A 13,839-nucleotide genomic window follows, 5' to 3' on the forward strand; every position below is an offset into this window, starting at 1 on the left:
TCAGCGACCCCCGGGGGCGTCGAGTCGGGCGGGATCGATCACCCGCACGGCCTCGCCGTCGGCGACGAAGCCGGCCCCGGCGGTGATCACCTGGGCGCCTTGGGGCAGGCCCGCCACCAGGGCGTCGTCGCCATCGAAGCCGCCGAACGCGACGGCGGTCCGTATGGCCTTGCCGCGATCGAAGCGTAGGACGAAGGCTTGGCGGCCGTTGGCCTCCAGCACCGCCTCGGCGGGGATGCGGGCGTAGGGCTGGGCCGCGTCGGGCGCGGCGCGCACCGAGAGCGTGGCGTGGGCCACCTGGCCGCTGCGCAGGGCCGGCGGCGGGGCGGTGAGCTCGATCTCGACAGAGACCGCGCCGGTGCGGGTGTCGGCGGCCTCGCCCACGCGGGTGACGCGGCCCGCCAGGGCCTGGGCGCCGAGGTCGTCGACCCGGACCTGGGCGGCGTCGCCGACGCGGACCCGGGCGGCCTCGCGCGCGGCCAGCGGCAGGCGCAAGACCAGCGGGCTGGAGAGGTCGGCGACCCGCGCCACGACCTGGCCGGCGGCGACCACCTCGCCCGCCTGGGCGCGGCGCTCCAGCACCACCCCAGACACCGGCGAGACCAGGCTGGCCCAGCGGCGGTCGAAGCGGGCGGCGTCATAGGCCGCCTGGGCGGCCTTCAGCGCGCTCTGACGGTCGTCGATCCGCTGGCGGCTGACGTAGCCCTTGTCGAACAGCGCCTTGTCCCGCTCGACGTCGCGACGGGCGCGCTCAAGGTCGGCGGCGGTCTGTTGCTGGCGGGCGTCGACGCCGGCGGGGTCGATGGAGGCGATGACCTGGCCCGCTCGAACGCTGTCGCCGGCCTCGACCCGCAGGGCGGTCAGGACGCCCGGGATGCGGAAGGACAGCGCCATCTCGCGTCGGCGCTCCAGCGTGCCGGCGCCGCCGACCGTCGCGGCCGCGCCCGGCGCGGCGACCGCCACCGCCTCGACCGGAGTCGGGGCGGGCGGCGCGTCTTCCTTGGACTTGGCCCCGCAACCGGCCAGCGTCGCCGCGAGCAGGGCCGTGGACGCGAGCAGCAGGGTCCGCCACATGGGGTGTTCCAAATCGATCAGTGATAAGTTATCAGTGATCGACAATGCTCGCTTGTCAAGCTTCGACGGCGATGGTCAAGGACCGTGATGACGTCAGCCAGTCCACTCTCCCCGGGCGTCCGTTCCCCTCGCAAGCCCAAGGGCCAAGGCGCCGAGCGCCGCGAGGAGATCCTCGACGCCGCCCAGGCCCTGTTCGCCCAGAAGGGCGTCCACGCGGTCTCGACCCGCCAGATCGCCGAGCTCGCCCGCATCTCGCAGCCGGCCCTCTACGCCTATTTCGCCACCAAGGACGACATCGCCGCCGAGCTGTGCGTGCGGGCCTTCGCGATCCTGGGCCAGCGGATGGCGGCCGCGCGCGCCGCCTACGTCCTGACGCCCGAGAACTTCGAGCGCTGCCTGCGGGTCTATATCGACTTCGGCCTCGACCATCCGGACGCCTATCGCGTGGCCTTCATGCTGGAAAAGAGCGTCGACGGGAGTTTCCTGGAGAAAACCGGCGGCCGGCCGATGCTGGCGGGCAGGGAGGTGTTCGCCGTGTTCGTCGAGATGATCGGCGAGCTGTACGCCCAGGGGGCGATGGCGGGCGAGGACGTCATGGCCGCCGCCCAGTCGCTGTGGGCGGGGCTGCACGGCCTGGTCTCGCTGCTGATCGCCCGGCCCGAGTTCCCCTGGATCGAGCGCGAGGCCCTGATCGCCGCCCACGTGGCCATGCTGCGGCGAGGCGCGTTGAAATAGGGCCGCCGGCCCTTTAGATCAGCGCCTTCGTATTCCGGGAAGGATCCCCCATGGCCAAGCTCCTGCCGCTCCAATCGTTCAGCCTGCAGGAGACCGAGGACGGCTACCGCCTGCTGGTCTCGGCCATCGGCGGGGAGTCGCTCTACGTCTCGATCACGCCCGACCAGATGGACGACATCATCGACAGCCTCGAGAACGCCATGGGCGGCGAGGAAGGCGGCGAAGGCGAGGACGACGTCGAGTACTGAGACCCGACGCCGTCCTGGGTCGATTATTTGTCCTCGCCGTCGAGGAACACGTAGATCACCGCGATCTTGCCGTCGCGGACCAGGATGAAGTCGTGGCCGGCGTAGCGCGGCGGCTCGCCGGGCGGGCCCGAGACCCACGACAGCCGGCCGGCGTCATGGCTGGCCTGGGCCGGCGAGGTCTCGGTGTAGGCGAAGGTCGGGTGGCCGGATCGGATGATCCCGGCGATGCGGTCGATCGCCTCGCGCCCGTGATGGCCCACCCCGTCGGGGCCGTAGAAGACCGCGTCCTCGGCGTAGAGCTCGTCGATCGCGGCCCGGCGGCGGGCGGGATCGCCTTCGCCGAACACCTCGTGAAGATTGCGGATCAGCAGTTGTTCGATGGTCATGGCGTCTCTCCTCGGACTTGGCCTCAGACCTGGGTCATGCCGCCGTCGACGAACAGCTCGGCGCCGGCGATGAAGCTGGCGTCGGCCGACGCCAGGAAGGTGACCGCCTTGGCGATCTCGGACGGGTCGGCGACCCGGCCCAGAGGGATCTGGCTAGCCATGAAGTCCAGCAGGCCTTGCTGGGCGGCGGCGTCGGGTCCGGCCAGCTCGACCAGGCCCGGGGTCTTCACCGGTCCCGGCGAGACGACGTTGACGCGGATGCCGCGCTCCCTCAAGTCGGTCGTCCAGCCGCGCGCCAGATTGCGCACGGCCGCCTTCGAGGCGCTGTAGACGCTGAAGGCCGGCGTGCCTTGCACCGCCGCCGTGGAGCCGATCAGCACGATCGCGCCGCCGTCGCGCAGCAGGGGCAGGGCCTTCTGCACCGTGAAGATCACGCCCTTCACATTGCGGCCGAAGGTGTCGTCGTAGTGCTCTTCGGTGATCGCGCCGAGGGGCAGCATCGAACCGCCGCCGGCGTTGGGGACCAGCACGTCGATGTGGGCGTGGCGCTGCTGGATCGTGTCGTACAGGGTGTCGAGGTCGGCCAGCTTGGAGGCGTCGCCTCGGACGCCGGTCACGTCGCCGCCGATCGCTTTCACGGCGGCGGCCAGTTCGGCCTCGCGGCGCCCGGTCACGTAGACCGAGGCGCCGAGTTCGGAAAAGCGCTTGGCCGTGGCCAGGCCGATGCCGCTCGCGCCGCCGGTCACCACCACCACCTTGCCTTGGAAAGTCTTGCTCATCGTCGTTCTCCTTCATTCGCCGGCGGGGCGTCCGTCGGTGACAAAGGAGATGCGCCTGGAACGCAAATCGGAGTAGACGGGTAAATCGGCCCTCAGCGTTCCATGAATGGGACAATTATGGCGGTAGACCTCAACGACTACGTGCTGTTCGCTGAGGTCGTGGCGCACGGCGGCTTCGCGGCCGCGGGCCGGGCCCTGCGTCAGCCGAAGTCGACCCTAAGCCGCCGCATCGCCGCCCTCGAGGCGCGGCTGGGCGTGCGGCTGATCGAGCGCTCGACCCGCCGCTTCCGGGTCACCGAGGTCGGCCAGGCGTTCCACGAACGCTGCCGCCTGCTGATGCTGGACGCCCAGCAGGCCGACGCCGTGGTGGCCGAGGCGCTCAGCGAGCCGCACGGCCTGGTGCGCTGCAGCTGCCCGGTCGGGCTGGTCGAGGCGCTTTCGCCGACCTTCCAGACCTATATGGCGCGGTTTCCCAAGGTGCGGCTGCAGGTGGTGGCCATCGACCGGCCGGTGGACCTGATCGCCGAGCGTATCGACCTGGCGGTGCGCGTGCGGCTCAGCCTGGACACCGACGCGGCCCTGACCTTGCGCACCCTGGGCCGCTCGACCCGCATCCTGGTCGCCGATCCGCGTCTGGCGATGCGGACGGTGGGGCAGCCGCTGGAGGCCCTGGCCGAGCTGCCGACCCTCAGTCCCACCGACCAGATCGGCGAGCTGGAGTGGGAGCTGGTCGACGCCGAGGGCGAGGCGCGAACGGTCAAGCACACGCCGCGCATGACCTGCGGCGACTTCGGGGCCTTGCGCGACGCGGCCGCCGCCGGCCTGGGCGTGGCCTTCCTGCCGGACCATGCCTGCCGCGACCTGCTGGAGAGCGGGCGGCTGGTGCGGGTGTTTCCGGAGTGGAGCAGCCGGGTCGGCATCGTCCACGTGGTCTTCACCACCCGGCGCGGCCTGCCGCCGGCCGTCCGGGCGCTGATCGATCAGCTGGCCGACGCCTTCCGGCGCGGCGGCGTCACGGACTGACCAGGGACCGCAGCGCCGAGAGCGCTCGCGCCAGGGTCTGACGCTTGGCCGTCGCGCCGAGCGAGATCCTCAGGCCCTCGCCCGCGACGCCCGGCGCCCGGAACGCCTCGGCGCCGACCAGGGCCAGGCCCTGGCGCCGCGCGGCCTCGTCGGCCTTCGCGCCCGGCAGCCAGACGTGCAGGCTCTCGGGTCCGCCGACGGCCGTGGGCAGCAGCTCGGCCGCCAGGGCGCGCCGCGCCGTCGCCTCCGCGCGCACGCCGGCGAGCACGCGACCCGCCACGCCCTCGCGGATCCAACTGGTCGTCACGGCGGCCATCAGCGGCGGAGGCATCTGGGCGATGGCGTGCAGGGCGCTCGCGAAGCCCTCCGCGCGCCCTGGCGGCGCGACGACATAGGCCACGCGCAGGCCCGGCGAGAGCGTCTTGGCGGTGGTGGCGACGTGGAACACGCCCTCGGGCCACAGGCTGGCCAGGGCGGGGAGGGGCGCGGCTGGCAGCAGGCCGTAGGCGTCGTCCTCGATGATCGTCACCCCGGCCGCGCGGGCGACCCCCACGACCGCCTCGCGCCGCGCCAGGCTCATGGTCGCCGCCGTCGGGTTCTGGAAGGTCGGGGTGCAGCACAGCAGGCGAGGGTGGTGCTCGGCGATCAGGCGAGCCAGGGCTTCCGGCTCCAGCCCCTGGTCGTCCATCGGGCAACCGACGACGGTCACCCCGCGCCGGACGGCGGTCGCCAGCAGGCCCGGATAGGCGAAGGCCTCGGCCAGGATCACATCGCCCGGCGCGGTCAGGTGGTCCAGCAGGGCCGAGAGCGCCGTCTGGGCGCCGCTGGCGACGACGATCCGGGCGGGATCGACCTCGCCCAGGCCCGGCGCCAGCCAGGCCGCGCCGGCCGTCCGCTGCGCCAAGGAGCCCGCGCCCGGGTGATAGGCCATCAGCGTCGCCGGATCGGTGCGGGCCAGGATCGCGCCGGTCGTCTCGCGCAGCAGCGCGCCGAGGTTCAGGCCGACGGGCGGCGGCGGCAGGTTCATCGACAGGTCGACAAGACCAGCGTCGCCCTCCTCGGTTCGTGACCGGATGAAGGTGCCCCGTCCCGTCGTCCCCTCGATCAGTCCCCGCTCGCGCGCCAGGGCGTAGGCTCGGGTGACGGTGGTGAAGTCGATTCCGACAAGACGCGCGACTTCCCGCTGGGCTGGGATCTGGTCGCCGGGCTGCAACTCGCCTTCGGCCACCGCCTGCTCCAGCGCCTCGGCGATCCGGCGATAGGCGGGGCCTGGTAACGCGTCAGTGCGCCGCAGCCAGGCGGCCGCCGGATTCGGTGAACCCCTAGTTGCTTCCATGCGTCCAGATCCATACATTATCTGACAAATGTATGGATCAATCCTGCGATTGTAGGAAGGGGTCTTCGATGACCGACGACGTGTTCTATGACTCTCCGACCCCGCTCGAGGCCGGCCTCAAGTGCTGCTGCCCGCGCTGCGGCCAGGGCAAGCTGTTCCAGGGCTTTCTCAAATTGGCGCCGAAGTGCGACCAGTGCGGCCTGGACTATGGCTTCGCCGACCCGGCGGATGGCCCGGCCTTCTTCGTGATGAGCGGCGTCGGCATCGTGGTGACGGCGTTCTTCGCCTGGGCCGAGGTGGCCTGGCAGCCGCCGATCTGGGTGCACCTGGTCACGACCTTCCCGGCCCTGATCCTCGGATGCCTGGCCACCCTGCGGCCGGTGAAGTCCTGGCTGGTGGCCGCGCAGTACATCAACAAGGCCGAGGAAGGCCGCTTCGAGAGCCTGGGCCGGCACGACTTCGACGAGCGGCGGTTGTGACCATCATCGTGTCATCCCGGCCGTAGCGAAGCGGAGAGCCGGGACCCAGGGGCGGCCTCACCGCGCTTGGCCCCTGGGTCCCGGCTCGGCGCGCTGTCGCGCTTGGCCGGGATGACAGCTTTAAAGGCTTACACCCCCAGCGTCCCCGCCACCTGCCGCGTCGCCGCGTTCAGGCGGTTCCAGACATTGATCGCCGAGATGCTGATCAGCAGGCCCGCCAGCGCCTTTTCGTCATAGTGACGCGCGGCCTCGTCCCAGACCTCGTCCGAGACCGGATCGGCCTTGTCGGCGACGCGGGTCACGGCTTCGGCGAGGGCGAGCGCGGCGCGTTCGGCGTCGGTGAAGTAGGGCGTGTCGCGCCAGCCGGCGACGGTGGCCACGCGTTCGGGGCTCTGGCCGGACTTCAGCGCGCCGCGGGCGTGCATCTCCAGGCAGACCCCGCAGCCGTTGATCTGGCTGACGCGCAGGTGCAGCAGTTCGTGCAGGGTTTCCGGCACGCCCTCGACGTGCGCGGACTTGGACAGCGCCATCATCGCCTTCATGGCGTCGGGCAGCAGATAGGCGGGTTGGCTCATCCTGGCGTTTATTTGGCGGGCTTGCATCGCGGGCTCCTTCGGTTTTGCTGACGCCGCCGGTCACATCCGGCGATTTCCTTTCGTCGAAGAGGTGACGAAGCCCGACGGAGCGATGTGACCGATGCCGCCAGAAAATTATCTCGCCGAGCGTTTCGAGGCCGACCGCGCCCGCCTGCGGGGCGTGGCGTACCGCATGCTGGGCTCGCTGCCCGAGGCCGAGGACGCCGTACAGGAGGCGTGGCTGAGGCTGTCACGCACCGGCGCGGACGGCGTCGACAACCTGTCGGCCTGGCTGACGACGGTCACCTCCCGCGTGTGTCTCGACATGCTGCGCGGGCGCAAGGCGCGGCGCGAGGACGCTATCGACGAGGGCGCGCCCGAGCCGTCGGTCGCCGCCGAAGATGTCGTCGAACGCGAGACGATCCTGGCCGACTCCGTGGGTCTGGCGCTCTTGGTGGTGCTGCGCAGCCTGACGCCGGCCGAGCGGATCGCCTTCGTGCTGCACGACCTGTTCGACATGCCCTTCGAGCAGATCGCCCCGATCGTCGAGCGCACGCCCGAGGCCGCCCGTCAGCTGGCCAGCCGCGCCCGTCGCCGCGTGCGGGGCGGCGAGGCGCTGGAGGCGACCCAGACCGCCCAGAAGAGCGTGGTCGACGCCTTCCTGCTGGCCTCGCGCACCGGCGACCTGGCGGGGCTGATGGCCGTCCTGGCGCCGGACGTGGTGGTCCGCTCCGACGTCCTGGGCGGCGGCGGCCAGGTGCGCGAACTGCGCGGCGCCGAGAAGGTGGCCAACTTCTACAATGGTCTCGCCCAGACCGCCCGCACGGCCCTGGTCGACGGCGCGATCGGCGCGGTGGTTGCGCCGCGGGGTCAGCTGGCTCGCGTGCTCGATATCCGCGTCGAGAACGGCCGGATCGTCGAGATCTTCGTCGCCGGCGATCCGGAGCGGTTGGAAACGGTGGAAGTGGCGCTCGTATGATCCCTCTCCCCCTGCGGGAGAGGGGGGCCCGAAGGGCCGGGTGAGGGGTCTCTCCGCCTGTGCGACCCCTCATCCGTCGGCTGCGCCGACACCTTCTCCCGCAAGAGGAGAAGGAATTACTTCAACAGCAGCTGCCCGCGCCGGCTCAGCTCGTCCTTGATCTTGCCGGCGGCCATGCCCAGCAGGCCCGGCAGGCTGACGTCGAGGCGGGCGTGGTCGTCCAGCACCTGGACGATGCCCGTGATCGTCTGGCCCATGGCGGCGGCCGAGAAGTTCAGGGTGTCGCCCGACCAGCTCTGGGTGAAGCGGCTGGGATCGCCGCCGGGGATCTGGCCGGCCATCTGCGAGAACCCTTCCTCCAGGCGGCGCTTGGCCTCGGCCGCGCCCAGCTGGTGGGGGATGTTGATGCTGACGGTCTTGGCCATGACGATCCTCTGAAAGCTCGCCCGGTGAAACGCGAACCGGACGCCCCGGTTCTATACGTCCGTTTCTGGCGCAGGCGAAGGCCAAGGTGTCCTCAGTGACATGAGGGACGCAGACGACATGACCGACTTCGCCATCACCCCGCCCTTCGCCGCGCCGCGCCGTTTCACCCGCCCGGGCCGTCCCGCGGGCCTGCTGGGCGCGATCCACTATGCCGGTGTTCTGCTGGTCTGGGCGGCGCTGTTCGTCGTCGACCGCCCCCTGGCGCTGAAGGTGATGGCCGAGCGTCGCGCGGACTCGCCGATCCCGCGTCGCTGGGGCTGGTAGGGGCTGTTCGGAAAGGCCGAACGGCGCCATCCCTGCGGGCATGTCGATCGTCGTTTCCGCCCGCCCGGTCTCGCATCCGCTGAAGGCCCCGTTCCGCATCTCGCGCGGGGTCAAGACCGCCGCCGAGGTGGTCGAGGTGACCGCCGCCGCCGACGGCCATGTCGGGCGCGGGGAGAGCGTGCCCTACGCCCGCTACGGCGAGACGGTCGACAGCGTACTGGCCCAGCTGGCGCCGGCGCTCTCCGCCGCCGATCCCGAGGCGGCCTGCGCGGTTCTGCCGCCGGGCGCGGCCCGCAACGCCCTCGACCTCGCGCTCTGGGACCTGCGCGCCCGCCGCACCGGCGTCAGCGTCGCGACGGCCACCGGCCTTCCGATCCCGACCGACCTCGTCACCGCCGTCACGGTCAGCCTCGATACGCCCGAGGCCATGGAGGCCGCCGCCCGCGCCGTGGCCGACGCGCCGCTGATCAAGATCAAGCTGTCGGCCGAGAACCCCGCCGCCCGCCTTCGCGCCGTGGCGGCCGCCGCGCCGAACGCCCGCTTCATCGTCGATCCGAACGAGGGCTGGACCTTCGACATCCTGCGCGACCTCAAGCCTCTGTTGGGCGACCTGCCGATCGCCCTGGTCGAGCAGCCGCTGCCCGCCGGCCAGGACCAAGCGCTGGAGGGCTGGGACCCGCCGTTCACGGTCTGCGCCGACGAAAGCGTCCATGTCGGCGGCGATCTGGCGGCCCTGCGCGGTCGCTACCAGGCGGTCAATCTGAAGCTCGACAAGACCGGCGGCCTGACCGAGGCGCTCGCCCTGCTGAATGCCGCGCGGTCGCTCGGCTTCCAGGTGATGACCGGCTGCATGGTCGCCTCGTCCCTGGGCGTCGCGCCGGCGCTGCACCTGGGCGGGGCCAGTGACTTCGCGGACCTGGATGGGCCTTGGTGGCTGGCCGTGGACCATCCCGGCGGCCTGCGGGTGGACCGGGGCCGGATCACGCCGCCGAAGCCGGGGTTCTGGGGGGATGGGGTGCAGGCGGAAGGGCTGTGGCTGTAGCTTAGTTTGCCTTCCTCCCCCTCTGGGGGAGGGGGACCGCCGAACGGCGGTGGAGGGGGCTTTGGCTCGCAGACCCGCTTCGCGGACCCCCTCCGTCTCGATGCGTATTCGCATCGAGCCACCTCCCCCTAATGGGGAGGAAGGTTGTCAGTCAGCTCACGCCAGCCGCGTATTCCCCACATCCACCGCGCCCTCGCACGCGCCACACCGCACCACCGGCTCCAATCGCGCCCCACAGCGGTGTGTCAGGATTTCCGGACTTCCCTCGCTTCCCGCCAGCCAGCGATCGCCCCAAGCCATCAGCGCCGCGATGAGCGGAAAAAGGTCGCGGCCTTCCCGGGTCAGGCGATACTCCCAGCGCTCCGGCCGTTCCTGGTAGCGAACCCGCTCCAGCATGCCGCGCTCGACAAGGCGTCCCAGGCGGTCGGTCAGGATGTTGCTGGCGACCTTCAGCTCCGCCTGGAAATCGGTGAAGCGGCGATGGCCGTAGAAGGCCGCGGCCAGGACGTGGGCGGTCCAGCGGTCGCCCAGCACCTCGATCCCGCGCTCCAGCATCGGATGCAGCGACGGGCCGCCGACATCGTCGTGGCGGGCGCGGCGCGAGTGGCGGGCGGGCGGGGCGGGCTCCAGGCCCGCGCCGGGACCCGGAGAGACCGTGACGTCGCGCACCTTCACCGCTTCGCCACAGGCCTTGCAGACCAGGACCGGGCGCAGAGGCTGGCCGCAGGTCTGGTGGACGATCTGGTGCGACGGACACTCCGGATCGAAGCGCCAGCGCATCTCCCAGCCCAGCAGCATCAGCGCCGAGTCGTAGAGATCGCGGCCCATCGGCGTCAGGCGGTACTCGTGGCGCGGCGGGCGGGCCTGATACTGGACCCGCGCCAGGACGCCCGCGGTCTCGAGCCGCTTCAATCGGTCGGTCAGCAGCGAGCGCGCCACGCCGGTCATCGCCGCGAAGCCGTCGAAGCGCTTCACGCCCATGAAGGCGGCGTACAGGATCAGCAGGGTCCAGCGGTCGCCGATCAGGTTCAGCGCGCGGGCGGCTGAACTGCGGCGGACCAGGGCCGTCGTCGCGGCGGGGACCTCTTGAGGGGCCATGCTGCTTGGTGGGACGCTTCGGCGCGGCGTGTCAACGGCGTGGACTTCGGAGAGGTCGCTTGTATAATCGAACTAACTAGAAAACGGGAGGAGCCGGCATGGTCTATGTGCTGGGCGGCTGGCAGAGCGACTTCGCCGCCAACTGGGCCCGCGAGGGCAAGGAGCTGGCCGACGCCTTCGCGGAGGCCGTGGGGCAGGGGCTGGCGGCCGTCGACCTCGACCCCGAAGACGTCGAGACCGGCCACGTCGGCAATTTCGCCGCCGAGCTGTTCGCGGGTCAGGGCCTGCTGGGCGGCATGTTCGGCCTGGTCCACCCCGCCTTCGACGGGCTGCCGACCGCGCGGCACGAGGCGGCCTGCGCCTCGGGCAGCGTCGCGGTGCTGGCCGCCACCGCCGAGATCGAGGCCGGGCGCTACGACCTGGCCTGCGTCGTCGGGATCGAGCAGATGCGCAACGTCCCCGGCCAGAAGGCGGCCGAGAACCTGGGCAGCGCCGCTTGGGCCGGCCACGAGTTCCAGGACGCCCGCTTCCTGTGGCCGCGCGCCTTCTCAGACCTCGCCGACGAGTACGACCGCCGCTATGGCCTCCGTTACGAGCACTTGATGGGCATCGCCGAGGTCAATTTCGCCAACGGCCGGCGCAATCCCAACGCCCAGACGCGCAGCTGGAATTTCGGCCCCGAGGCCTTCACCGCCGACGACGCCGCCAATCCCGTGGTCGAGGGCCGCACGCGCAAGCAGGACTGCGGCCAGGTCACCGACGGGACCGCCGTGGTGTTCCTGGCCTCCGCGGCGCGCGCCAAGGCCTATGCCGACGAGCGCGGCATCGCGCTGGACAGCATCCCGCGCATCAAGGGCTGGGGCCATCGCTCGGCGCCGCTGAGCTACGCCCGTAAGGTCGAGGCCAGCCGCGACGAGCCTTACGTTTTCCCGCAGGTGCGGCGCGCCATCCTCGACGCCCGCGCCCGGGCTGGCATCGCGCCGGACGTCTCCGGGATCGACGCGGTCGAGACCCACGACTGTTTCACCGCCACCGAATACATGGCCATCGACCACCTGGGCCTGACCGCGCCCGGCGAGAGCTGGAAGGCGATCGAGGCGGGCGACATCGCGATGGGCGGCAAGCTGCCGATCAATCCGTCTGGGGGCTTGATTGGCACGGGGCATCCGGTCGGCGCGACCGGGGCGCGGATGCTGCTCGACGCCTGGAAGCAGACCTCGGGCCAGGCCGGCGACTATCAGGTCGAGGGCGCGCGGACGGTGCAGACCCTGAACATCGGCGGCTCGACCACGACGACGGTGAGTTTCGTCGTGGGGACGTGAGCCGTTCTTCCTCCCCATTAGGGGGAGGTGGCGCGGCGCGAATACGCGCCGTGACGGAGGGGGTCGCGAAGCGCCCGCCCTGCGGCGGCCGACCCCCTCCACCGCCGTTCGGCGGTCCCCCTCCCCCTAATGGGGAGGAAGAAATCCGTTTCGCCCCGCCGCCCGTATCAACCGCATCTTCCGCCCAGAGCCCTCCATGCCCCTCCTGACCGTCCTCGCCGTCAACGCCGCCGTCTCGGCGGTCGCGTTCCTGGTCCTATGGGCCGTCAGCCTGAGGACCCGGGACGTCAGCTTCATCGACGCCTGGTGGGGGCCGAGCATGGCGCTGCTAGCCTGGAGCACGCTGTTGCAGGGGCCGCATACCCCGCACGGGCTGCTGTTGACCGGGCTCTGCACCCTGTGGGCGGCGCGGCTGGGCGGGTATCTGTTCTGGCGCTGGCGCAAGCACGGCGCGGACCGCCGCTATGTCGCGATCTTCGCCCACTACGAGAAGACCAAGCGGTGGAACTTCGCCACCACCTCGCTGATCATCGTTTTCGGCCTACAGGCGGTGCTGGGCTATGTCGTCGCCCTGCCGGTGCAGTTGGGGCAAGGGCCGGGCGCGCTGGGCGCGCTGGCCTATGCTGGCGCGGCGCTGGCCATCGTCGGCATCCTGTTCGAGACCATCGGCGACGCCCAGCTCACCGCCTTCAAGGCCAATCCGGACAACGCCGGCAAGGTCATGGACCAGGGCCTGTGGCGCTACACTCGCCACCCGAACTATTTCGGCGACGCCTGCGTCTGGTGGGGTCTCTACCTGATCGCCGCCGAGACGGGCCTGGGCGCCTGGGCGCTGCCGGGTCCGGTGCTGATCACCTTCCTGCTGACCAAGTGGAGCGGCGTGCCGACCACCGAGGGCAAGATGAAGAAGTCCAAGCCGGGCTATGCGGAGTACGTGGCGCGGACCAGCGGGTTCGTGCCGTGGTTTCCGAAGAAGGTCTAGCGCCCCCTCCGTCGCGCCGCGTATCCGCGTCGCGCCACCTCCCCCGCTTGGCGGGTGAGGAGGACCCTGCATCCTCCCTCGTGTAACGGGGGAGGTGGATCGGCGCGAAGCGCCGAGACGGAGGGGGCGCTTACGCCGCCCGCAGCTTCCCGATCAACGCCATCGCCGCCGCCGGATTGCGCACCTTCGCCCCGGCGATGAAGTAGGCGAACACGTCCCCGCGCTGGGCCCATTCCCGGGCCTGCTTGGCGATCCCGTCCAGCTCGTCCGAGGTCATGCCCGTCGGCTCGTCCGGCTTGCTCGACATCAGGCGGGCGTAGGTGAAGTCGGCGGTGGGCTGGTCGATGCAGGGCCAGGTCGGCTCCTCGTCGTCGACGGCGTAGACGATGGCCGCGCCGTACTGGGCGGCCAGATCGTAGAACTCCTGGCAGGCGAAGGTCGGGCTGCGGACCTCCAGCGCGTGGCGCAGCCGCAGGCCCTTCAACTCCTTCGGCAGCAATTTGAGGAAACCCTCGAAATCCGCCGGATCGAACTTCTTGGTCGCCATGAACTGCCAGTTGATAGGGCCAAGCTTCGGGCCCAGTTCCTCGAGCCCCTGGGACAGGAATTTCTCGAGCGAGTCGTTGTTCTCCGACAGCACGCGGCGGTTGGTGCAGAACCGGCTGGCCTTGACCGAGAACACGAAGTCGTCCGGCGTCTCGTCGCGCCACTTCTGCCAGCTGTTGGGCTTGCAGGTCGAATAGTAGGTGCCGTTGATCTCGATGCTGGTCAGCTTGGACGAGGCGTATTTCAGCTCGTCCTTCTGCTTGAGATCGTCGGGATAGAAGGTCCCGCGCCAGGGCTCGAACGTCCAGCCGCCGATGCCGGTTCGGATCTTGCCCATGTGCGGATGTTCCCTTGATGTTCTCGCGGAAATTAGGCGAGGTTTCGCGGGGCGTCGAGAGACAATAGCGCCCCCTCCGTCACGATGCTGACGCATCGTGACACCTCCCCCGCGATGCGGGTGAGGACGAGCTTCATCCTCCCCCCGT

Annotated in this window: 17 protein-coding genes; 9 read left to right on the forward strand and 8 right to left on the reverse strand. The window is 70.8% G+C overall.

Annotated elements, in window-relative coordinates:
• Complete coding sequence (locus CSEG_RS04165; RefSeq protein WP_041538179.1) at window positions 1-1,086, reverse strand: efflux RND transporter periplasmic adaptor subunit; 1,086 nt, start codon at window positions 1,084-1,086, stop codon at window positions 1-3.
• 75 nt (window positions 1,087-1,161) lie between these two features.
• On the opposite strand from CSEG_RS04165, the gene CSEG_RS04170 reads away from it, so the two are divergent.
• Together CSEG_RS04170 and CSEG_RS04175 are read left to right on the forward strand one after the other, a co-directional pair.
• The gene (locus CSEG_RS04170) at window positions 1,162-1,809 is read left to right on the forward strand and encodes a TetR/AcrR family transcriptional regulator (RefSeq protein ID WP_013078009.1); all 648 of its coding nucleotides are present in this window, start codon (window positions 1,162-1,164) and stop codon (window positions 1,807-1,809) included.
• Window positions 1,810-1,859: 50 nt separating this feature from the next.
• Window positions 1,860-2,057: a hypothetical protein gene (locus CSEG_RS04175; RefSeq protein WP_013078010.1), complete on the forward strand. Its 198-nt coding sequence runs from the start codon at window positions 1,860-1,862 to the stop codon at window positions 2,055-2,057.
• Window positions 2,058-2,080: 23 nt separating this feature from the next.
• Here the strand turns inward: CSEG_RS04175 and CSEG_RS04180 are convergent, their stop codons facing one another.
• Window positions 2,081-2,443, reverse strand: coding sequence for a nuclear transport factor 2 family protein (locus CSEG_RS04180; RefSeq protein WP_013078011.1), 363 nt, complete (start codon window positions 2,441-2,443; stop codon window positions 2,081-2,083).
• 23 nt (window positions 2,444-2,466) lie between these two features.
• Window positions 2,467-3,222, reverse strand: a complete 756-nt coding sequence (locus tag CSEG_RS04185; RefSeq protein WP_013078012.1) for an SDR family NAD(P)-dependent oxidoreductase — start codon at window positions 3,220-3,222, stop codon at window positions 2,467-2,469.
• Between the two features lie 117 nt (window positions 3,223-3,339).
• Between CSEG_RS04185 and CSEG_RS04190 the strand changes: the two genes are divergently transcribed.
• Window positions 3,340-4,245 carry a LysR substrate-binding domain-containing protein gene (locus tag CSEG_RS04190; protein WP_013078013.1) on the forward strand — a complete coding sequence of 302 codons (906 nt, stop codon included), beginning with the start codon at window positions 3,340-3,342 and terminating at the stop codon, window positions 4,243-4,245.
• Here the strand turns inward: CSEG_RS04190 and CSEG_RS04195 are convergent.
• Window positions 4,235-5,599: an aminotransferase-like domain-containing protein gene (locus CSEG_RS04195; RefSeq protein ID WP_167535115.1), complete on the reverse strand. Its 1,365-nt coding sequence runs from the start codon at window positions 5,597-5,599 to the stop codon at window positions 4,235-4,237. The two genes, CSEG_RS04190 and CSEG_RS04195, sit on opposite strands and share 11 nt — an antisense overlap.
• A gap of 50 nt (window positions 5,600-5,649) precedes the next feature.
• On the opposite strand from CSEG_RS04195, the gene CSEG_RS04200 reads away from it, so the two are divergent.
• Window positions 5,650-6,060, forward strand: coding sequence for a DUF983 domain-containing protein (locus tag CSEG_RS04200; protein ID WP_013078015.1), 411 nt, complete (start codon window positions 5,650-5,652; stop codon window positions 6,058-6,060).
• 128 nt (window positions 6,061-6,188) lie between these two features.
• On the opposite strand, the gene CSEG_RS04205 is transcribed toward CSEG_RS04200, so the two are convergent.
• The gene (locus CSEG_RS04205) at window positions 6,189-6,635 is read right to left on the reverse strand and encodes a carboxymuconolactone decarboxylase family protein (protein WP_106907058.1); all 447 of its coding nucleotides are present in this window, start codon (window positions 6,633-6,635) and stop codon (window positions 6,189-6,191) included.
• A gap of 121 nt (window positions 6,636-6,756) precedes the next feature.
• On the opposite strand from CSEG_RS04205, the gene CSEG_RS04210 reads away from it, so the two are divergent.
• A complete protein-coding gene (locus tag CSEG_RS04210) occupies window positions 6,757-7,614 on the forward strand; it encodes a sigma-70 family RNA polymerase sigma factor (RefSeq protein WP_013078017.1) in 858 nt (285 codons plus the stop codon).
• A gap of 116 nt (window positions 7,615-7,730) precedes the next feature.
• Here the strand turns inward: CSEG_RS04210 and CSEG_RS04215 are convergent, their stop codons facing one another.
• Window positions 7,731-8,039, reverse strand: a complete 309-nt coding sequence (locus tag CSEG_RS04215) for a polyhydroxyalkanoic acid system family protein (protein ID WP_013078018.1) — start codon at window positions 8,037-8,039, stop codon at window positions 7,731-7,733.
• A gap of 118 nt (window positions 8,040-8,157) precedes the next feature.
• On the opposite strand from CSEG_RS04215, the gene didA reads away from it, so the two are divergent.
• Both didA and dgcA read left to right on the forward strand, forming a co-directional pair.
• A complete protein-coding gene (didA, locus tag CSEG_RS04220) occupies window positions 8,158-8,364 on the forward strand; it encodes a DNA damage-induced SOS-independent cell division inhibitor A (RefSeq protein ID WP_013078019.1) in 207 nt (68 codons plus the stop codon).
• A 40-nt stretch (window positions 8,365-8,404) separates the two neighbouring features.
• On the forward strand, window positions 8,405-9,406 hold the full coding sequence (dgcA, locus tag CSEG_RS04225; protein WP_013078020.1) for an N-acetyl-D-Glu racemase DgcA: 1,002 nt from the start codon (window positions 8,405-8,407) through the stop codon (window positions 9,404-9,406).
• A 156-nt stretch (window positions 9,407-9,562) separates the two neighbouring features.
• Here the strand turns inward: dgcA and CSEG_RS04230 are convergent, their stop codons facing one another.
• Complete coding sequence (locus CSEG_RS04230; protein ID WP_013078021.1) at window positions 9,563-10,504, reverse strand: winged helix-turn-helix transcriptional regulator; 942 nt, start codon at window positions 10,502-10,504, stop codon at window positions 9,563-9,565.
• Between the two features lie 98 nt (window positions 10,505-10,602).
• On the opposite strand from CSEG_RS04230, the gene CSEG_RS04235 reads away from it, so the two are divergent.
• Window positions 10,603-11,826, forward strand: a complete 1,224-nt coding sequence (locus CSEG_RS04235; RefSeq protein WP_013078022.1) for an acetyl-CoA acetyltransferase — start codon at window positions 10,603-10,605, stop codon at window positions 11,824-11,826.
• A gap of 196 nt (window positions 11,827-12,022) precedes the next feature.
• The gene (locus CSEG_RS04240) at window positions 12,023-12,808 is read left to right on the forward strand and encodes a DUF1295 domain-containing protein (RefSeq protein WP_013078023.1); all 786 of its coding nucleotides are present in this window, start codon (window positions 12,023-12,025) and stop codon (window positions 12,806-12,808) included.
• 130 nt (window positions 12,809-12,938) lie between these two features.
• Here CSEG_RS04240 and CSEG_RS04245 read toward each other — a convergent pair whose 3' ends face one another.
• A complete protein-coding gene (locus CSEG_RS04245; RefSeq protein ID WP_013078024.1) occupies window positions 12,939-13,691 on the reverse strand; it encodes a DUF72 domain-containing protein in 753 nt (250 codons plus the stop codon).
• Window positions 13,692-13,839 lie beyond the last annotated feature (148 nt).

Source organism: Caulobacter segnis ATCC 21756, assembly GCF_000092285.1.
Taxonomy (GTDB): Bacteria; Pseudomonadota; Alphaproteobacteria; order Caulobacterales; family Caulobacteraceae; genus Caulobacter; species Caulobacter segnis.